The organism is Alishewanella longhuensis (assembly GCF_014653435.1).
In the GTDB taxonomy this organism is placed as follows: domain Bacteria; phylum Pseudomonadota; class Gammaproteobacteria; order Enterobacterales; family Alteromonadaceae; genus Alishewanella; species Alishewanella longhuensis.
In genome coordinates, this window is record NZ_BNAO01000002.1 from 230,939 (window position 1) to 249,837 (window position 18,899).

Below are 18,899 nucleotides of genomic sequence, written 5' to 3' on the forward strand. Positions count from 1 at the left end.
TAGCAGAAAGGCAAGCCCTGAATCACTTCAGGGCAAAAAAAGTAACGCTTTAGTAAGTAAATCGCAGATTAGATGTAATTATCTTGATGGACGCGAATAAACATATCTGAGTCTTGTTTGGTGTAATCGACTTTATATTCTTTATTATTCAACGCTTGAATAAACAGCAATGTCTTCGTTTCACCAAATACGTCGATGCTAGATACATCAACCAGCTCCATATAACGCTCTTTTGCTTCAGACCGACTAGCTGGTATTGCTTCATCAAACTTTTTAACGCCATGTCGCGTCACGATCAAAGGCGGATCATCATCATCGTTAATAACGATCAGATCCAGTTTTTTGTTTTTATGAATTAATGTATTCCGGCCACTTACCAGAAAGGCTTTTTCATAATTATTCATTACTGCCCTGCCACATGGTTAATTTGAGCACATTATGATACACAGCATTAAAACTGTCTAGGTATCTAAGTGCAGTTGTGTTAAGCGCAACCTATTGATCTGTTGGCACCAGTCGTGTGCATCTGCAGTTTTAGTATTGATTGGCACTAATAACTCAAAACCGCATAGTTCTCCCAACCTTTGCATACGCTGCGCAAAAATAGCTTTTACGCCATCATACTGAAACTGCGCCGTTGCAAAACGGTCTTTCTCTTTCAGTAGCTCCGTTGCGCACTGACCTCCAGCACAACCTTGCTTAATTGCTTCAAAATAAAGTGGTCGCTGCTCCGTCATAATCCGAACAGCTAATCGCAGCGGTATATTTTGCAAGATAACGTCGAACTGAGTGATTTTAAAGCCAATAAAGGCCAGGTCTTGTCCTGCGAAATTTGGCACAGCGCTATAAGTAAAAGCATGCCATGGCAAAAGCCAACTGCCGGTTCGATGATGATAATGCACGCCATCATCATCGCAAACCAAGCTAAAGCGCGGTTCAGCTAACTTGGCCCAACCAATAAAAGCAGCCATAAAACAGCTTATATAGGCAATAGCCAGCAACCAGCCGAAAGTTTCTGCGAAAATAATGGTATAAAGAAGTAATATAACCAACACCGCCAAGCTTGTTAGCAACAGACGCGCGCCACCACTACTGGCTGAGCCGGAGAAAGTTAATTTATTCATGCTACACTCTAACTATTTGATTATCAGCCTGGCTTTTGCCAAAGACTATACACCCAAGCACTGATATAGTTAAGGTTAGCATAGTTGTATTTGCTTACCTTTTTGTTTTTTGCTTCTTATACGACCAATCACCCGCTGATTGCGACAACAGGAAATCCGATCGCAGCATAATTCCATACAATACCTCAATTGCTTTTTTCTCTACCATTTGGAGTTCCCTTGGCTCAATTACATTCTCGATTAATCTGGTTTATTTTAATAGCGCTGCTTTGTTTTGTTGGTTTTTTATACTGGCAATCCCAACAAACTAATGGCACTACGCGTGGACCTGGCGGCACCGTGGCGGTAAAAACAGCCGTAGTAGAAAGCCAGGCAATGAGCCGCGAAGTTAGCGCTATTGGTACAGGCATTGCCAATAATTCTATCCAGTTAATTGCACCAAATAGCGAGTTCTTAATTGAGCTTAACGTCAGCGAAGGTAAAAAAGTTGAGCAAGGTGAAATTATTGCCCGTTTAAACAACGTGCAGCAGAAAGCCAGGGTAGCCGAATTGGAAGCGGTGCAGGTAGAGCAAAGTCGGCAGCTAGAACGTTTAAAAAACCTCGCTACCACGCAAGCAACTGCGCAATCCTTGCTTGATGAACAACAAAGCAAGGTCAACAGCAGTAAAGCGCAACTGGATATCGCCCGGCAACAGCTCAATGATATGACCATCAGAGCACCTTTTGCTGGCTACTTAGGATTACGCCGGGTAAGCCAGGGGGCTTACGTTAGTAGCGGTACGGTACTAACAACCTTAGATGATATGCAACAGCTAAGGGTAGAGTTTAGCATCGCGGAGCGCTACTTAGCTGAAGTTGCCGTGGGCATGCCGATCACGGTAACTAACGTAGCATATGGCAATATCCCCTTTCATGGTCAGGTATCGGCTATCGACACCCGTCTGGACCCGATAACCCGGTCAGTTACCATACATGGTTTAATCCCGAACGAAAACTTGCAATTGCGTCCGGGCATGCTGCTAAATGTTAGGTTGCAATTAGAGAATCGTAACGTGCTGCGCATCTCAGAAAAAGCCCTATTACCGCAGCAAAATCGCCAGTACGTTTTTCTGGTCGATGCAGAAAACCGGGTGCAGCAAAAAGAAGTGGAAATAGGTCAGCGCATCCCAGGCTGGGTGGAAGTGCTCTCAGGTATTCGTGAAGGCGATGAGGTTATCGTTGAAGGCGTACAAAAAGTGCGCACGGGTATGACTGTTAACAAAGTCGGGAGCTAAGTATGTGGTTATCAGATACCTCCGTTAAACGCCCGGTCTTTGCTACCGTTGTTAACCTGCTATTGGTGATCTTCGGTATTGTCTGCTTTAGCATGCTGCCGCTACGCGAGTATCCGGATATCGATTCGCCTATTGTTAGTATCAACACCAACTACCCTGGCGCCTCGGCGGAGATTGTAGAGAGTAAAATTACTCAGCTACTGGAAGATCGAATCAGCGGCGTGGAAGGGATAAAAAGCATCAACTCCAGCAGTCGTAATGGCCGCTCCAGTATCACTATCGAGTTTAACGTAGAGCGTGATATTGACGCTGCAGCGAATGATGTACGCGAACGTGTTTCCAGAGCATTAAACAACTTACCTGATCAGGCCGATCCCCCAGAAGTATTTAAAGCCAACGCTGACGAAGATACCATTGCCTGGTTTTTGCTAAACAGCGACAACATGAGCACCCTGGAGCTTACTGATTACGCCAATCGCTATATCGCAGAGCGCTTCTCTGTAGTAGACGGTGTAGCTCGTTTACAATTTGGTGGTGCCCGCGATTACGCAATGCGAATTTGGTTAGACCGTGATGCCATGGCGGCTCGGGGTGTAACAGTACAAGATGTCGAAGCAGTGTTACGCGCCGAAAACGTTGAGCTGCCAGCCGGTAATATTAAATCTTTCGACCGCGATTTTACGGTGCGAGTAGTCCGCTCTTTCCGTACTCAGCAAGATTTTGAACGGTTGGTAATTAAACGCGGTGATAATAATTACCTGGTGCGCTTATCTGAAATTGCGGATGTTATGCTCACTGCCGAAGACGAGGAAGGTGAGTTTCGTAGCGACGGTAAAAATATCCTTGGTATCGGCATTATTAAGCAATCAAAAGCTAACACACTCGATGTGGTGCGTAATGCCAGAGCCGAAATGGAGCGCATTAAAGCCAATTTACCTCCAGGCATGACCATTGAACCGGGTTACGACTCATCGGTTTTTATCTCTGAATCGATTAAAGAAGTCTATAACACCCTTGGCATTGCCATGTGTATGGTAATCTTGGTGATCTTCCTGTTTTTGGGCAATATCCGCGCTACCTTTATCCCGGCAATTACCGTTCCGGTAGCACTGGTTGCTGCGGTAACGGTGTTGTTCGCACTGGATTTCTCCATAAACTTACTCACTCTGCTAGCCATGGTACTGGCGATAGGTTTAGTGGTAGATGACTCCATTGTTGTATTAGAGAATATTTATCGGCGCATTGAGCAGGGCGAAGCGCCTTTATTGGCCGCTTATCGTGGTGCCAGAGAAGTAGGTTTCGCCGTTGTTGCAACCACCATGGTATTGATCTCGGTGTTTGTACCGTTGGTCTTTATGCAAGGGCAACTTGGTAAACTCTTCACTGAATTTGCTCTGGCCGTTGCCGCCGCCGTCGCTTTTTCTAGTGTGGTGGCACTGACCTTGTCTCCGATGCTTTGCAGCAAATTACTGACCCACCGTAAACGCGAAAGTAAGTTAGGCACTTGGTTGCATGCAGCCTTTCACAAACTGGAAAACGCTTATAAGAATCAACTTAATGTGGTCTGTACGAAGAGATGGCCCGTGTTATTGGTGGTTATTTTATGCTTTTTAGCAAGCTTCCAGTTGGTCAGAATGTTGCCTGGTGAATTAGCACCACAAGAAGATCGTGGTACCTTTTTCATCATGATGAGCCCGGCTGAAGGTGCCAGCTATCAGAGCAATAGCCGTAATATGCGTTTAATTGAAGATATTTTGACGCCTTATTATCAGGATGGCCAACTCACTCGCATGCTGATCAGGGTGCCGGGCTGGGGTAACAATGGCGGCGTCGCTATAGTAGGTACTGAAAACTGGTATAACGGTAAACGCCGCACCCAGGATTTAGTTACCGAGATTGGTAGAAAAGTTAACGAGTTGCCTGACGTACGTGCCTTTACTTTTATGCGCGGCGGCCTCGGTGGCGGCGGTGGTGGTAACAGACCTATCCAGTTTGTTATTCAAGGCAATACCTATGAAGAACTGGCGCTGTGGCGTGACATCATCTTAAACCGTGCGGCAGAAAACCCTAATTTGCTAATGCTTGATCACGATTATAAAGAAACGGTGCCTCAGGTACTGGTAGAGATTAATACTGATCGCGCAGGTGATCTCGGTGTCTCTGTCGGTGCAGTGGGTCGTGCTTTAGAAGCCATGTTAGGCGGACGCAGAGTAACGACCTTCCTGGACCGTGGCCGCGAATACGATGTTATTATCGAAGGCCTAGACGACGATTTCCGGGCGCCCGGTACTATTAGTAACGTCTATATTCGTTCGGACAGCAGCAGAGAGCTTATCCCTCTTGATAACCTGGTCACTTTACGGGAAGAGGCAACGGCATCAAGCCTAAACCGTTACAACCGGATGCGTGCTATTACCATTACTGGCAGCATGACACCCGGCTATAGTCTGGGTGAAGCGCTGGAATATTTACAAAATATTGTCCGTACCGAAATAGAAGCGCCAGTAGGTATAGATTACAAAGGCGAGTCACTGCTGTTCCAGGAAAGCGGAAAATCTACTGCCCTAGTGTTCGTGCTGGCACTTCTAATTACTTACCTGGTGCTAGCGGCTCAGTTTGAGAGCTTTATCCATCCGCTGGTCATTATGATAACCGTGCCGTTAGGCTTGGTCGGTGCGCTCTCTGGCCTCTATTTCTCCGGAATGACCCTGAATATTTATAGTCAGATTGGTCTGGTGATGTTAATAGGCCTGGTAGCCAAAAATGGTATCTTGATTGTCGAGTTTGCTAATCAACTCAGAGATGCGGGGGTGGCTTTTGAGGAAGCCGTTAAACGCGCTGCTGCGCAGCGTTTGCGGCCTATTGTTATGACGGCTTTTACTACTGTCATGAGTAGTTTGCCGCTGGTGTTAGCAACCGGGCCTGGCTCAGAAAGCCGTATGGTCATCGGTATGGTGATTTTGTCGGGGGTAGCCTTAGCCACCTTGCTAACTATCTACGTGGTTCCGGTAGTGTATATTGCTATAGCCCGCAATACTGGCTCACCGTTAGCGCTCAGCCGTGAACTGGCTAGCTTAGAGGCAGCCGCACCGGATGAGCATGCTGCTGACGAGGTCGTGCCAACGGCAACTGCTGGCACAACGCCAAAAGACTAGCTCTTAACCCAAAAAACCGAACCCGCTTACAATGCGGGTTCGGTTTTTTTTATTGCTTAAGAACCTGCTCAATAGGGTAAAACAGAACCATCCCAGTTTACTAAAGCACCTGTCCGCTCTGGCGTTAACGCCATAATCACCTCAATCAAACGCGAAGCAGTTTCTTCTGCTGTACGTAGTTGGCCCATCGGCAAGTTTTTTTGAAAAGGAGCCGACAATTCAGAGTCTGTGGTACCTGGATGCAAGCTAATGAGTGTGGCTTCTTTGTTATAACGAGCCAGCTCAATGCTACTGCATTTTACCAGCATATTCAGCGCTGCTTTTGCCATACGGTAACTATACCAACCACCTAACTGATTATCGGTAATACTCCCCACTTTCGCACTTAATACGGCAACTTTGACATTTTGCTGCTTCTGCAGTAACGGTAATAACTGCTGTAAATAGCAGGCGGGCTGCATCAGATTAACCTCTAAGCTTTGCTGCATAGCCGCGCGGCTGAGCTGTCGTATAGATTTTTCCGGCTGCATACCATCACCGTGTAGCCAGCCCTGGCAAAGTACCACTGCATCGATTTTACTACTAAAAATAGTGGTCAAAATCTCAAGGGCTTCTGGCTGTTCAGCTGACGCTAGCTGATACCAGCTTAGCGCCTGATGGCGTTGGCTTAAAAACGACGATGGCTGTCGGCTAATTGCTGATACTTTATCGCCCTGTGCCATTAGACAATTCACCAAAGCCTTACCTATGCCGCCACTGGCACCGACGATTAACCAATGCTTACTCATGTTGAACCGACCTGTCTTCTCGTATTTTTATTGCAATGTCATAACCACTTAGCCAGGCATTCTCTACCCTGCCACCGCGAGTCCAATCGCCAGCCAACCAAAGGCCTTGACCGATAGCCCCCTCAATGCCACCCGATGCGGCCTTATCATTAATCTGTGCATACAGCCAGCGATGTGCTAAGGCGTCGACAACCTGGATTGGTTGTGTCAAAAGCTCCGCTAAAGCTTGCTCTGCTGTTTCACGCCAAAACGCAGTATCTTGCTCTAGATGTAAAGCGCTAAAAGCTGGGCTAAAGTGTAACAACCAGCTCTCTGCTTGTGCTCGACCCGGCTTACTGTTATGCCGGCTCACCCAACTTAAGTTGCTATCTGTATCTTTAATAAAAATCCCCCCTGCCGGGTGACCGCTAGCTCGCGCTAACACCAGTGTTACCGCCCAGCAGGGTTGCAACAATGTTTCTGGTAAGGGTACTTTATTAGCTGGCGACAAGAGACTTGCCGCCTGTGCAGGTGGAATGGCGATGACAACATGCGCAAAGGGCCCATAGGATTCTCCTTGCTCAGAAACAAGGTGCCATAAATTAGCAGCAGGCTGCAATGCAACAATACGACAGCTAACATAGCTTTGTAAGCGCTTCGCTTGCCACTTAAGGGGGCTATGCATCGCAGGGACGCCAATAAAGCGCTGCTGTTCATCAGGAGAGGCACTTAGATTATGCTGCTGATACTGATAGATGGGTGCTAACCAGCGGCTGACCACACCTTGCTGCTGCCACCTGTTAACCTGCTGCTGGAACAGGGGATTGCGGGCAGTAAAATACTGCGCACCAAAGTCCATATAACCATGCACAGTGCGTTTACTGGTCATGCGCCCACCAACACTGCGGGCTTTATCAAATAAAACCACCTCATAACCCACCTGCTGTAACTCGCTCGCACAGCTAATACCGGCAATACCAGCGCCTATTACTGCTATCCTCATGCTTGATTCACCTTATTAGTTACCTCTAGTGTGCTGCTGTCAGCCCAGATCATCACTGCATCTATGGGGGATTTAAGTTTATAATCCACCAACGGTATATTTACGTATGTTATTTCATGCACGATCAATCTACTTTGCCAGTCAAACCGGCAAAAAAAGTGCTTATAATAGTAAAAACAGACATTAAGCTATTAACCAGGATTAAGCGATGACAACAAGCATGCAGCAAACTGAGATGGCGACCTTTGGCGCGGGCTGCTTTTGGTGTTTAGAAGCGGCACTTAATGAACTAACCGGCGTTAAGCAGGCCATTAGCGGTTATATGGGTGGGCAAACTGCCAACCCCGACTATCGCAGTGTTTGTAGTGGTAATACCGGGCATGCCGAGGTAGTACAGGTAAATTTTTATCCTGAGCTCATCAGCTTTGTCGATCTGTGCCAGATATTTTTTAGCTTACATGACCCAACACAGCTCAATCGCCAGGGCAATGATATTGGTACTCAGTATCGCTCAGTTATTTTTACGCATTCCGAGCAACAACAACAACAAGCCAACGTCATCATGACTGAACTTGAGCAACAAAACCTGTTTGACGCGCCTATTGTCACTGAACTAAGCCCTGCAAGTCAGTTTTACCCGGCAGAAGCGTATCATCAAGGCTATTATAAGCAAAACCCTAATCAGGGGTATTGTCAGATGCTCATCACGCCGAAAATGGCAAAATTCCGTAGCAAGCATCAACAAATGCTTAAAAACAAAACAGAGCGCTAGCGCTCTGTTTTGTTAACCTTGCCATTATTGCGGGCGATAACTCAGGCTTAAACCAAAATTCACACCGGCGGTGGTATAGCTGGCGTTGCTTTGGTATTTTTTGTCAAATAAGTTGTCGAGCTTGGCTCTGATGGTTAGTGCAGAAGAGAACTGATAACTGGTTCCAACACCCCATAACGTAAAACCACCCAGATATTCGCTGCTGGCAAATTCGCCTTGATAGGTATTGCTTTGATAATCAGCCGTGATATAAGCCGATAACTTATCCCAGCTATGCGCGGCGCGCCAGTTCAGGGTATTTTCGGGTCTTCTGACAAGACGTTGCCCAGTGAGCGTATTTTCGGTATCAATCCAGCTATACGCAAAGCTTTGTTGAATACCTGCAACGTCCACCTCAATAACCAACTCAACACCGGAAATCTTTGCTTGTTCGATATTCAATGTCTGATTAGAAACACTGTCATATTGAATTAAGTTATCCACATCATTTTCAAACCAGGCGAGCTGAATACTGCCGTTGGCAACCCGATAATGAATAGCAATTTCATCCGACAATGTCGTCTCAGGCGCTAATTCCGGGTTGCTAAAACCTGGATAATAAAGATCGTTAAAAGTAGGTGCTTTAAAAGCGGCACCGCGGCTAGCTCTTAATTGCCAGGCGTCGGTAAACCAGTAGCCTGCAGCCAGTTGCCAGGTATTATTGCCACCGTACTCATCAGTAAGATCGCGGCGTACCGAGCCATCTAGTTGTACACTGCCCTGTTTAAAATTAACACCAGAAAAGAGCGCGCGGTTAATCCGGCCATCGGTAACATAGTTAACACCTGAACGCGCAACATTCTCAGAATACCAGTTTACCCCCGCCAACCAGTTTAGATTTTCAGTAATCGCTGAGCTGGTTTGATAGCTAAATTCATCACGCTCAGTTACGAAGGGGCTGCGAGAGACAGGGCCGTAAGGCGTATCATCATCCAGTACCCGACTTAATTGTGCCTGATGCTGCCATTGACCTAACTGATGTTGCCAGCCAACTAAGTAGCTGCGATTAAGGGTATCGGCCTGATCTTCAGTGCCCCAAGCAGTATCAAACTGATAAAAGCCCGAATTAATATCAAATTGGGCCTGCCATAACCCCAGACTAGTTTGATAATCGGCGGCCAGTTTGGCGAAGCGTTGATTATAACCATCGCGATCCGGATCTAGATCTTTACGGACATTAAAACCATCTGCCCGACTATACCCTGCAGTGGCACTGAGGTTTAACTCACCCACTTGCTGGCTAAGGCTAACATCAGCACCGGCCTGACCGAAACTGCCGACATTAGCGTTGAGTTCAGCCCCGTCTACTTTTCGGGTAGTGATCGCAATCACGCCAGATAAGGCATCCGCACCATACCAAGCTGCACGCGGCCCGCGAATAACTTCGATGCGCTCAATGAATTCCAGCGGCAGCATCGCCAGCGCCTTGTAACCAAGGGTAGCTGAACCACTGCGAACCCCGTCAATCAGCACCAGGGTATGACCGCTATTTCCGCCTCGCACATACAAGCCGCTATTCTGACCACGGCCACCATCACGTGATAAATTCACACCAGGTAATTGTGCCAGTAACGCCGGTAAGTCTTGTGCTTGTCGCTCGACAATATCGGCGCGATCCAGCACGGTAACGCTGGCGAGTACTTCTGATGTGGTAGTTGGGGTACGGTTAGCATAAACACTGATGTGTTCTATCGATTCTTCTGCTTGCACAGTAAAACAACAAGAGGCTACCAGCACGGCAGCCCAGGAAGGTTTAAACATAAAAACTCCAACAATGTGCCCACCGCACATTTATAAGGTTATAGGGCTTTCAGGCCGGTCTCCGGGCTAACAACTTGCTTACGCTGGTATTTCGCCTTCCCATCTGCGACAGTGGCTAATGAAATACCCTAAATTGTTTACCGTTGCGGGGGCAGCTCTGGCATCGCACCAGATTCCCGTTTAACTTGTTATCGCGTTACGCTTAACAAAGCACCTAAAAAGACATTGCTTTTAGCAAGTTCGCTTGTCACAGCACGCCAAAATCGCGGCAAGTTTACGCAGATCCAGCCAAAAGTCAATAGACATCCGGACGTCTAAATTTAATAACTTAGGTTATTCGTATAATCAGGGTGTGTTGACGTTTGCTGCTTGTTTTTTTGCTGGCTTGCTGATTTTGATACGAAACCTACCACAAATTTCCCCTGAGCAAGCTAGGGCCAATTACCAAGATAAATGAGGTTCGCTCAAAGCCTTGTTTAGCTTATAATAACCAAATAACCTGTAACAAAAAGAAGAGAAAAGCTATGCCTTCATTTGATATTGTCTCAGAAATTGATATGAACCAAGTCAATAACGCTGTTGAAAACGCAAAACGCGAACTGGAAACCCGTTTTGATTTTCGGGGCGTTGATGCCAAAATCGAGTTTAAAAAAGAGCATATTGAACTTACTGCAGAAGCGGATCAGCAAGTGATGCAGCTATTCGATATTTTTGCGACTAAAGCCAGCAAATTGCAGCTAGATGTCAGCAGTTTCAAAATTGAAAAAGAAGATCGTCACGGTAAATACATCACGCGTCATGTCAGCACCAAGCAAGGAATTGACAAAGAAGTCGCCAAAAAAGTCATTAAACTGATTAAAGAAAGCAGCATCAAAGTGCAAGTAGCTATTCAGGGAGAGGAGCTGCGGGTAACAGGAAAGAAACGCGATGATCTACAAGCCGTAATGCAGTTAATCAGAGGAAGTGACTTAGGGCAGCCATTTCAATTTAAAAACTTTCGCGACTAATCATCTGCTGCATAAGCCTTGCATCCCATATCTATTCCCCATAGCCTGCTGATGCACTTCTGGTGAAGTGCATTCTCTGAAAGGTGTTTGAAAAAATAGTCAAACAACTTCAAGATGCTGGAGCCTACACACTAGTGATTGCAAGCAGAAAACTGCTACAATCCGAGCCTCATCTGCCGGAGGTTGTAACGTGCCACAATCCTTTTATCGTTTTTTATGTTTAGTGTTTTTAATTGTCTCTACTGTGGGCTTTTTGGCAGAGCTCAGTGGTCATCGTATTGGCGCCGGTATTGCTAATTTTGATAAAGTGGCGCATTTTGGTATCTTCTTTCTATTAAGCGGTTTGTTTTGGAAAGCCTTCAGGGTAGACTTTTGGAAAATTGCCCTGTTTTTAGCTATCTATGGCGCTCTGGTTGAAATAGTACAAGAATATTTCACTAGGCGTACCGGCGACATCTGGGATTGGGTTGCGGATATGGCGGGCGTTTTCGCGTTTTTCTTGTTGCGCAAACTGTGGCACCTATGCCGTCCACGCAGCAAAAGTTAAGCTGGGTTATTGTCGGGCAAGGCGCTATCGGTTTACTGACCGCCTGTCGTTTACAGCATGCCAGTTACCCCGTTGCGCTTTGGTTACGTCAGCCAGCGCCTTTAAGCGTAACGCTGCAAGCGTCCGAAATAAGTACCCCCTGCTATTTCCTTCCTGCTGCAAGACCTCTGCATCAGGTTTTTATTGCAGTCAAAGCGTATGCCGTTGCAGATTGCCTGGCGCAGTTAAGTCCTGAACTTAGTGCCAATGCGCAATTAGTTATTAGCCACAATGGCATGCCTGATTTGGCGTATTTACAATCTGTCGCGGCTTTTGAGCAAGGTATTTGGTTTCTTAGTACCAGCCACGCCGCACTGCGCACCGCAGAGTCAGTGGTACATACTGGTCAGGGCCAAAGTATCTTGAGCCCGTTAAATAACGCTGCCAGGCAGGCAGAGCCAGCCATAGTTGCAGCCATGACAGAGGCCTTGGGCCCGATACAATTAACAACAGATATCAGGCCAGCCTTGTGGCGAAAACTGGCCGTTAATGCCGTAATCAATCCGTTAACAGCGTTGCATAATTGCCGAAATGGCGAGTTGGCGACAATCGCGTTCAACCAACAAATTGATAGGCTAATAGCCGAAGTGTGCCAGTTAGCCGCACTGGAACATATTGAACTTGAACGGCAACAAACCAAAGCACATGTTTATCAGGTTATGCATGCCACGGCAAAAAATTACTCGTCGATGCAGCAAGACCGCTATTACCAAAGACCACTAGAGCTTGATGCTATCACGGGCTTTATTATTAACACTGCCGCCAAACACCAATTACCAGTACCGGAGAATCAAGCGCTATTAGATGCACTACGGCAAACAACAACGCTATAACGGGTGCTTTATTAGCCGTTTCAATCTCACGTAACAGCCCGACGTTAAGGCCGATAAACCGCAACATTGCTAAAACCCATTTCCTGCAATAGTAATGCCTGCAGCCTGCTCATCACCCCTCGTTCACAATAACAGTAATATTGCTTGCTTTGGTCAAGCTCAGGAAACTTAGTGGCGAGCCGGAAAAAAGGGATCTCAAGTACCTGGTGACTAAGCAATTGCAATGGCTTAGCTTCAGCTTCATCAGGCGCTCTGATATCCAGTACTATGGCATCAGTGGGTAAAACCTCTTCGGTGGCAACAGTACGAGCTTGCTGCTCAGCTTGGTACTCAATAGTTCGGATATCCAGCACCTTAGTACTAGCAATAACCTCTGCCAGCACTGCAGGATCACAGTTTGCTTCTGTCGCTTCGACTTCTGCCAAGACCGCATTGACCGTGGGGCTTTTTGAAATCACACCACAGTATTCAGGCATAGTGCGAGCCAGTTCTTCTACGCCAATTTTTCGGGCAATATCGATAATTTCTTGCTTATCCTGGTAAATCAGCGGCCTTAAGATAAGCGTTTCGGTTACCCTATCAATGGCCGCCAAATTAGTGATAGTTTGGCTGGCAACCTGACCAATACTTTCACCTGTAACAATAGCTTTTATATCCAAGCTTGCTGCGACCTGGCTGGCAGCGCGCATCATCATGCGTTTCAGGACGACACCCATTAAGCCCGAATCGACCTTTTCCAAAATTTCCGCCACCATCGGCGCAAAGTCAACACTGACAAACTTAACTCGATGCGACAAACTGTACTTTTGCCATAAATAAAATGCAATTTCCCGCACCCCAGCTTCGTGCGCCGCACCGCCTAAGTTAAAAAACAGATAGTGCGTGCGTAAACCTTTGCGGATCATAAAATAGCTGGCAACTGCAGAATCATAGCCACCTGAGATAAGAGACAAGACATCCGATTGTGAAGGCAGCGGGAATCCGCCCATACCGGCAAAAGTTTCGGTCACCAGTAAGAATTTATCCTGCTTTATTTCCAGTTTGATGGTGATATCAGGCTTCTTTAACTGCACTTTGGCACTGCTAACCAGTTGATTTAAACCGCCACCAATATAACGCTCAGCCTCAAGCGAGCTAAAGGAATGAGTACCTTGACGCCGGACTCGAACACAGAAAGTTTTACCTGAAAGTTGCGCTTGATACACTGTCGCAACCTGCAAAAATATATCGTGCAAATCGCTAAAACCAAGACTTTGCATTTGGGAAAACGCGACGATACCAGGGATGCACGCCAAGAGTTCTATCATCTGACTGCGCAAGCTGTCACAGCTACTCTCAATACTCACCGTAAGATGATCAAAATTATTCGTTACCAGCACCTGCTCGTCTAGCTGCTTTAGAATAGTTCTAATATTGCGCTCCAATAATAAAGTTTGCCGCTTACGCACCGATTTACTTTTTATGGAGATCTCAGGATGAAGCTTGATAATAAATTCTAACATGGCAGTCGCAGTTGGCTAAAAACGGGCGCGTATTATAGCCAATCTGCAGGAAAACGCCTAATCGATTGACCAGGCGTTTTCCTAATAACTGGTTAGGGGCTGCTTGCTGGCTCAAAACTGATCGGTTCCGACACTTTGGGCTTGCCCTGCATAATGGCAATTTCTACCCGGCGATTGCGACGGCGGTTAAGTTCGCTGCTGTTAGGAACCAGCGGGCGGGTTTCCGCATGCCCCATCACCACTATACGATTACGATCAAAGCCAGGAGCCCTGATAAGCTCTGTTGCTACAGATACAGCACGCTTTGCAGATAAGTCCCAATTATTAGCATGTAATTCATCCGCAACCTGAAAGTCGTCAGTATGACCGCTTACCGTGATTTCACCAGGTACGTCGTTAAGTAAACGGCCAATCTGCTGCACTATTGGTTTAAAACGCGGTTGTAAAAAAGAAGAGCCCGAAGGAAAAGAACCATTTTCCCGGATCCGAATAATAATCTGTTGCCCCAGCGATTCCAGTTCAATAGCACCGTCAACGATTTGCTGTTCTAACTCCTCAGCTAACTTTTTAACTGTTTCATTTACTTTTTCTTGTGCGGCGTCTGCAGTTGCTTCTGCGGTTTCTTGCTCCTCAGCATTTAGCGCCGTTTGTCCACCAGTTTGATCATCACGCTGCTCTTGCCTACCACCGGCAGAATCCTCCTCACCCGCTTGAAACTCTATTACTTGCTGTGTCATCTCTATTGTCTGTTGCTGCAAGGTTTCAATAGGCGTCGGATCGGGTCGACCAGGCCTAAACTCCATGGCAATCACACTCGTTCCTTTCGGAATATCATCAACTTCAATTTTATTTTGAACACCAAAGGCAAACTTCATTGAGCCAGCAATTTGTTTAAACTTAAGCACATCCATTTCTGAAAATGCTAGTAACAATACGAAGAAACACATTAACAGTGCCATTAAGTCCGCAAAGGTCCCCATGTAAGCAGGTAATCCCGGAGGTGGGCATTTGCATTCTTCTTCGTTATCACTCATGCAGCTTCTCCTGCAACTTCACGTTTACCTTGTGCTAAGTAATTACGTAAAATACCTTCGATGACTTTAGGATTCTGACCATCCTGAATACCCAATACTGCATCCAGGATCAGCATATTATTCAGTTTTTCCTGCTGATTACGAATTGCTAATTTATCCGCCAAAGGAATAGCAATAACGTTAGCAATAAAGGCACCATAGAGTGTGGTTAATAAGGCTACCGCCATGGCAGGTCCTATAGCTTTGGGATCGTCCATATTTGATAACATGGCGACTAAGCCTATTAAAGTACCAATCATCCCCATCGCAGGGGCAACGTCACCCAGACTTTTGAAAATGGCAATAGCCGATTCATGTCGTTTTTCAGTCAGTACGATGTCTTTTTGTAAGGTTGCCCGCACCACATCGGCATCATGACCATCTACCAACATATTAATGCCTTTTTGCATAAAAGCATTGGGTATTTCAGCTTCTTCTAGAGCTAAAAAACCGCCTTTACGGGCCGAGTCGCCTAGTTGTACTGCTTTCTCAATCAGTTCTTCCGGTGATTCGATTTTAAACATAAACGCTTTCATCAACGCTTTGCCAGCTCCCAGAAATTGCGGTAACGTAAACTTAGATAAGACGACAAAGATTGAACCACCAAATACAATTAGTACTGAGACGAGATCCCCAAACATCCCGGGATCACCGCTACTACCGATAAACATCGCCATCACGATAAAACCGATTGCGCCTATCATTCCGATTAGCGTTGCTAAATCCACATTCTGCTCCTTTACTGACAGCCTGTTGGCCGGGCGTTTAAACCTGTATCTTTATTATTTTAACTTAGCCACAGCTTAGTTATCGACCTTTGCTGACAATCATTAAGCAATAATTCAGCAAAGAATACCAATTTAGTCGTTCCAAAGCGCTTTAGCATTGACCATAATAGCCTGCTACGATAAGGTTGCGCACAGTTTTTTTGGGGAATAACATGAGTAAAAAAAGCACTGAGCCTGGCCAGTTTGAGCAATCGATGCAAGAGCTAGAACAAATAGTGCAACAGCTAGAGCAAGGCGAGCTAACCTTAGAGCAAGCTCTTACCCAGTTTGAACGAGGTATCGTTTTAGTCAAGCATAGTCAGCAGCAATTACAAGCAGCAGAACAAAAAGTACAAATCTTGTTACAACAACAAGGTTCAGAGCAGTTACAACCTTTTTCGCCTCAGGCAGGAGACTAGCTTGACCCAAATGAATTTATCTTTCTACCAGCAACGGGTTGAGCAACAACTACAACAGCTGTTACTCATAAAGGTTACCGAACCGAACCCACTTTACCAGGCAATGTCATACAGTCTGTTACTTGGTGGTAAAAGGATTAGACCCTATTTGGTCTATGCTGTAGGTAAGCTGCTGGGCGCACAGCTCAACGATCTGGACGCACCGGCAATCGCAATCGAAGTGGTCCATAGCTATTCGTTAATCCATGATGATCTACCTGCTATGGACAATGACGAATTACGCCGTGGCAAAGCGACCTGTCATATTGCCTTTGACGAGGCGACTGCCATTTTAGCCGGCGATGCTTTACAAGCTTTAGCTTTTGAAACGCTTTGCAGCCACAGTTATCAACAGGTCAGTTTGGCACGTCAAATGGCTATGGTACACATGCTAGCGCAAGCCGCAGGTGCCAGTGGGATGTGTGCTGGTCAAGCGATAGATCTGGCACAAACTAATCAACAGGTTAGCCTTGATAAACTAGAACAAATGCACCGATTAAAAACTGGCGCCTTAATTGAATGCAGCGTAAAACTCGCGTATTACGCCAGCCCTATTGAGAATGAAACGGTACTACAAGATTTACTTTGCTTTGCTAGCGCGCTGGGTCTGGCATTTCAGGTGCAGGATGATATTCTTGACATTGAAAGCGATACGCAAACACTGGGGAAACCTCAAGGTTCTGATCTCAAGGCAAATAAATCAACGTATCCAGCGTTACTAGGCTTAGCAGGGGCGAAAGAGAAAGCCAGACAACTTTATGAAAATGCACTTTCGGCACTAAAACGCTTACCCTACGATACGACAGAGCTACAAAGCTTTGCTCATTACATTATTGCCAGAAAGTTTTAACATAGGCATTTGTTATGCAAATTGATATGACGGATTACCCGCTACTGACTAAGGCGAACTTGCCTGAACAGCTGCGTCAGCTACCACAAGAACTCTTGCCACAGTTGAGCCAGGAACTACGCAATTTTTTACTGAAAACTGTAAGTCAAAGCAGTGGTCATTTTGCCTCTGGCTTAGGTGCTGTTGAGCTCACAGTCGCCTTACACTATGTTTACAACACCCCGATAGATCGCTTGATCTGGGATGTTGGCCATCAAGCTTATCCGCATAAAATTTTGACGGGGCGCCGTGATCGGATGCACACCATTCGTCAAAAGGACGGTTTACATCCTTTTCCCTATCGTGAAGAAAGCGAGTATGATGTTTTAACGGTAGGTCACTCTAGCACCTCAATCAGTGCGGCTCTTGGCATGGCCATTGCTGCGCAGCAGGCGAAGAACCAACGCAAAGTGGTTGCGGTTATTGGCGATGGCGCCATTACTGCGGGTATGGCGTTTGAAGCCCTGAATCATGCTGGTGAAGTGAAACCCGACATGCTGGTGATTTTAAATGACAATGAAATGTCTATTTCGGAAAATGTCGGTGCGCTAAACCAGTATTTCGCCCGTATACTGTCAGGCAGCTTTTACACCAGCTTACGTGAAGGTGGTAAAAAAATTCTCAGCGGCGTCCCGCCTTTACATGAGCTGGCCAGTCGTGCTGAAGAGCACTTTAAAGGCATGGTCACACCGGGTACCTTTTTTGAAGAACTTGGTTTTAATTACATAGGCCCCATTGATGGCCATGATGTATTAGCTTTAGTTGATACCATTCGCAATATGCGCCAGTTAAAAGGCCCGCAGCTGCTGCACATTGTCACCAAAAAAGGTAAGGGCTATGCCCCTGCCGAGGCAGATCCTATCGGTTATCACGCAGTAGCTAAATTTGATCCTACCGCAAACAGCCAACCAGTTAAAAAGCCAGGATTGCCCAGTTTTTCTAATATTTTTGGACAGTGGATTTGTGATATGGCCCTGCAGGACGAACGTTTGCAAGCCATCACGCCAGCTATGCGTGAAGGGTCTGATCTGGTTGCCTTTTCTAAACGTTTCCCCAAGCGCTATTTTGATGTAGCTATTGCTGAGCAACATGCGGTTACTTTAGCTGCTGGCATGGCAATCGAAGGGTTAAAGCCCGTTGTCGCCATCTACTCCAGCTTTTTGCAACGGGGTTATGATCAACTAATTCACGATGTTGCCTTGCAACAATTGGATATCCTCTTTGCGATTGACCGCGCAGGAATAGTGGGTGCTGACGGCCCTACTCACCAAGGTGCCTTTGATATTAGCTTCATGCGTTGCATTCCTAATATTACTATTATGGTACCGTCTGACGAAAACGAGTGCCGGCAAATGCTCTATACCGGTTATCAGCATTCAGGCGTGGCAGCAGTGCGCTATCCGCGGGGCGCAGGTACAGGCATAACAGTAGTTGAACAGATGGAACTGCTGCCGGTGGGTAAAGCTAAGGTTATCCGTAATGGTAAAGGCTTTGCTATTTTAGCCTTTGGCCCGTTGCTTGCCGCTTGCCAACAACTAGCGATAGAACTCGACGCCACTTTGATCGATATGCGTTTCGTCAAACCTTTAGATGAATCATTATTAATAAGCCTGACTGCAAGTCATAGCCATATTATGACGGTAGAGGATAACGCTGTTATGGGCGGTGCTGGTTCCGCCGTAAACGAATTTTTAGCCACTCAGCAGTATAGCGGTAAGCTGTTAAACCTGGGATTGCCTGATGAGTTTATTAAGCACGGTACCCAACAGGAAATTTATCAGGAGCTCGGTCTAGATCAGGTCGGGATCACTCTTAAAGCCAAGCAGTTCTTGAACAAATAGTGATGAGTGGACACAAAATAACAAAACCTGCTGCGGCAGGTTTTGTT

The 18,899-nt window shown here is 46.3% G+C and carries 17 protein-coding genes and 1 riboswitch; of the genes, 9 read left to right on the plus strand and 8 right to left on the minus strand.

Annotation, left to right across the window (positions count from 1 at the left end):
• Positions 1-68 precede the first annotated feature (68 nt).
• Both IE163_RS05065 and IE163_RS05070 read right to left on the minus strand, forming a co-directional pair.
• The gene (locus IE163_RS05065) at positions 69-404 is read right to left on the minus strand and encodes a hypothetical protein (protein WP_189430883.1); all 336 of its coding nucleotides are present in this window, start codon (positions 402-404) and stop codon (positions 69-71) included.
• A gap of 57 nt (positions 405-461) precedes the next feature.
• Positions 462-1,124 (minus strand): DUF2982 domain-containing protein, encoded by a 663-nt coding sequence (locus IE163_RS05070; RefSeq protein ID WP_189430886.1) that lies wholly within the window; start codon positions 1,122-1,124, stop codon positions 462-464.
• A 219-nt stretch (positions 1,125-1,343) separates the two neighbouring features.
• On the opposite strand from IE163_RS05070, the gene IE163_RS05075 reads away from it, so the two are divergent.
• Both IE163_RS05075 and IE163_RS05080 read left to right on the plus strand, forming a co-directional pair.
• On the plus strand, positions 1,344-2,399 hold the full coding sequence (locus IE163_RS05075; protein ID WP_189430889.1) for an efflux RND transporter periplasmic adaptor subunit: 1,056 nt from the start codon (positions 1,344-1,346) through the stop codon (positions 2,397-2,399).
• A 2-nt stretch (positions 2,400-2,401) separates the two neighbouring features.
• Positions 2,402-5,554, plus strand: coding sequence for an efflux RND transporter permease subunit (locus IE163_RS05080; RefSeq protein ID WP_189430891.1), 3,153 nt, complete (start codon positions 2,402-2,404; stop codon positions 5,552-5,554).
• A gap of 68 nt (positions 5,555-5,622) precedes the next feature.
• Here IE163_RS05080 and IE163_RS05085 read toward each other — a convergent pair whose 3' ends face one another.
• On the minus strand, positions 5,623-6,342 hold the full coding sequence (locus IE163_RS05085; RefSeq protein ID WP_189430894.1) for an SDR family NAD(P)-dependent oxidoreductase: 720 nt from the start codon (positions 6,340-6,342) through the stop codon (positions 5,623-5,625).
• On the minus strand, positions 6,335-7,324 hold the full coding sequence (locus tag IE163_RS05090) for an NAD(P)/FAD-dependent oxidoreductase (protein WP_189430897.1): 990 nt from the start codon (positions 7,322-7,324) through the stop codon (positions 6,335-6,337). Before IE163_RS05090 ends, IE163_RS05085 begins: the two co-directional genes overlap by 8 nt.
• Positions 7,325-7,532: 208 nt before the next feature.
• On the opposite strand from IE163_RS05090, the gene msrA reads away from it, so the two are divergent.
• Positions 7,533-8,096: a peptide-methionine (S)-S-oxide reductase MsrA gene (gene msrA / locus IE163_RS05095; RefSeq protein ID WP_229833441.1), complete on the plus strand. Its 564-nt coding sequence runs from the start codon at positions 7,533-7,535 to the stop codon at positions 8,094-8,096.
• Between the two features lie 24 nt (positions 8,097-8,120).
• Here msrA and IE163_RS05100 read toward each other — a convergent pair whose 3' ends face one another.
• Positions 8,121-9,896: a TonB-dependent receptor domain-containing protein gene (locus IE163_RS05100; protein WP_189430900.1), complete on the minus strand. Its 1,776-nt coding sequence runs from the start codon at positions 9,894-9,896 to the stop codon at positions 8,121-8,123.
• A 35-nt stretch (positions 9,897-9,931) separates the two neighbouring features.
• Positions 9,932-10,129: riboswitch (cobalamin riboswitch) on the minus strand.
• Between the two features lie 291 nt (positions 10,130-10,420).
• On the opposite strand from IE163_RS05100, the gene IE163_RS05105 reads away from it, so the two are divergent.
• The 3 genes from IE163_RS05105 (at position 10,421) to IE163_RS05115 (ending at position 12,322) form a co-directional block, all read left to right on the plus strand.
• Positions 10,421-10,903, plus strand: a complete 483-nt coding sequence (locus IE163_RS05105) for a YajQ family cyclic di-GMP-binding protein (protein WP_189430902.1) — start codon at positions 10,421-10,423, stop codon at positions 10,901-10,903.
• Between the two features lie 190 nt (positions 10,904-11,093).
• A complete protein-coding gene (locus tag IE163_RS05110; protein WP_189430905.1) occupies positions 11,094-11,450 on the plus strand; it encodes a VanZ family protein in 357 nt (118 codons plus the stop codon).
• Positions 11,426-12,322: a ketopantoate reductase family protein gene (locus tag IE163_RS05115; protein WP_189430907.1), complete on the plus strand. Its 897-nt coding sequence runs from the start codon at positions 11,426-11,428 to the stop codon at positions 12,320-12,322. The genes IE163_RS05110 and IE163_RS05115 overlap by 25 nt, the downstream gene beginning before the upstream one ends.
• Before the next feature lie 44 nt (positions 12,323-12,366).
• Here IE163_RS05115 and thiI read toward each other — a convergent pair whose 3' ends face one another.
• From thiI to pomA, 3 genes are all read right to left on the minus strand, one after another.
• Positions 12,367-13,824, minus strand: coding sequence for a tRNA uracil 4-sulfurtransferase ThiI (thiI, locus tag IE163_RS05120; protein ID WP_189430909.1), 1,458 nt, complete (start codon positions 13,822-13,824; stop codon positions 12,367-12,369).
• Between the two features lie 92 nt (positions 13,825-13,916).
• Positions 13,917-14,858 (minus strand): flagellar motor protein MotB, encoded by a 942-nt coding sequence (locus tag IE163_RS05125; protein WP_189430911.1) that lies wholly within the window; start codon positions 14,856-14,858, stop codon positions 13,917-13,919.
• Entirely contained in the window at positions 14,855-15,625 is a 771-nt protein-coding gene (gene pomA, locus IE163_RS05130) for a flagellar motor protein PomA (protein WP_189430913.1), read from the minus strand. Before pomA ends, IE163_RS05125 begins: the two co-directional genes overlap by 4 nt.
• A 212-nt stretch (positions 15,626-15,837) precedes the next feature.
• Between pomA and xseB the strand changes: the two genes are divergently transcribed.
• The 3 genes from xseB to dxs are packed head-to-tail and all read left to right on the plus strand — an operon-like array spanning position 15,838 to position 18,852.
• A complete protein-coding gene (xseB, locus tag IE163_RS05135) occupies positions 15,838-16,083 on the plus strand; it encodes an exodeoxyribonuclease VII small subunit (RefSeq protein ID WP_189430915.1) in 246 nt (81 codons plus the stop codon).
• A 10-nt stretch (positions 16,084-16,093) separates the two neighbouring features.
• On the plus strand, positions 16,094-16,972 hold the full coding sequence (gene ispA, locus IE163_RS05140) for a (2E,6E)-farnesyl diphosphate synthase (protein ID WP_189431655.1): 879 nt from the start codon (positions 16,094-16,096) through the stop codon (positions 16,970-16,972).
• 14 nt (positions 16,973-16,986) lie between these two features.
• The gene (gene dxs / locus IE163_RS05145) at positions 16,987-18,852 is read left to right on the plus strand and encodes a 1-deoxy-D-xylulose-5-phosphate synthase (protein WP_189430917.1); all 1,866 of its coding nucleotides are present in this window, start codon (positions 16,987-16,989) and stop codon (positions 18,850-18,852) included.
• The last annotated feature ends 47 nt before the right edge of the window (positions 18,853-18,899 follow it).

Coding starts and splice junctions, on each gene's coding strand:
- ispA (WP_189431655.1), top strand. CDS start 16,094: ATGAATTTATCTTTCTACCAGCAACGGGTTGAGCAACAACTACAACAG.
- IE163_RS05080 (WP_189430891.1), top strand. CDS start 2,402: ATGTGGTTATCAGATACCTCCGTTAAACGCCCGGTCTTTGCTACCGTT.
- IE163_RS05100 (WP_189430900.1), bottom strand. CDS start 9,896: ATGTTTAAACCTTCCTGGGCTGCCGTGCTGGTAGCCTCTTGTTGTTTT.
- thiI (WP_189430909.1), bottom strand. CDS start 13,824: ATGTTAGAATTTATTATCAAGCTTCATCCTGAGATCTCCATAAAAAGT.
- msrA (WP_229833441.1), top strand. CDS start 7,533: ATGACAACAAGCATGCAGCAAACTGAGATGGCGACCTTTGGCGCGGGC.
- IE163_RS05090 (WP_189430897.1), bottom strand. CDS start 7,324: ATGAGGATAGCAGTAATAGGCGCTGGTATTGCCGGTATTAGCTGTGCG.
- xseB (WP_189430915.1), top strand. CDS start 15,838: ATGAGTAAAAAAAGCACTGAGCCTGGCCAGTTTGAGCAATCGATGCAA.
- IE163_RS05085 (WP_189430894.1), bottom strand. CDS start 6,342: ATGAGTAAGCATTGGTTAATCGTCGGTGCCAGTGGCGGCATAGGTAAG.
- IE163_RS05065 (WP_189430883.1), bottom strand. CDS start 404: ATGAATAATTATGAAAAAGCCTTTCTGGTAAGTGGCCGGAATACATTA.
- IE163_RS05070 (WP_189430886.1), bottom strand. CDS start 1,124: ATGAATAAATTAACTTTCTCCGGCTCAGCCAGTAGTGGTGGCGCGCGT.
- IE163_RS05105 (WP_189430902.1), top strand. CDS start 10,421: ATGCCTTCATTTGATATTGTCTCAGAAATTGATATGAACCAAGTCAAT.
- IE163_RS05115 (WP_189430907.1), top strand. CDS start 11,426: ATGCCGTCCACGCAGCAAAAGTTAAGCTGGGTTATTGTCGGGCAAGGC.
- IE163_RS05125 (WP_189430911.1), bottom strand. CDS start 14,858: ATGAGTGATAACGAAGAAGAATGCAAATGCCCACCTCCGGGATTACCT.
- dxs (WP_189430917.1), top strand. CDS start 16,987: ATGCAAATTGATATGACGGATTACCCGCTACTGACTAAGGCGAACTTG.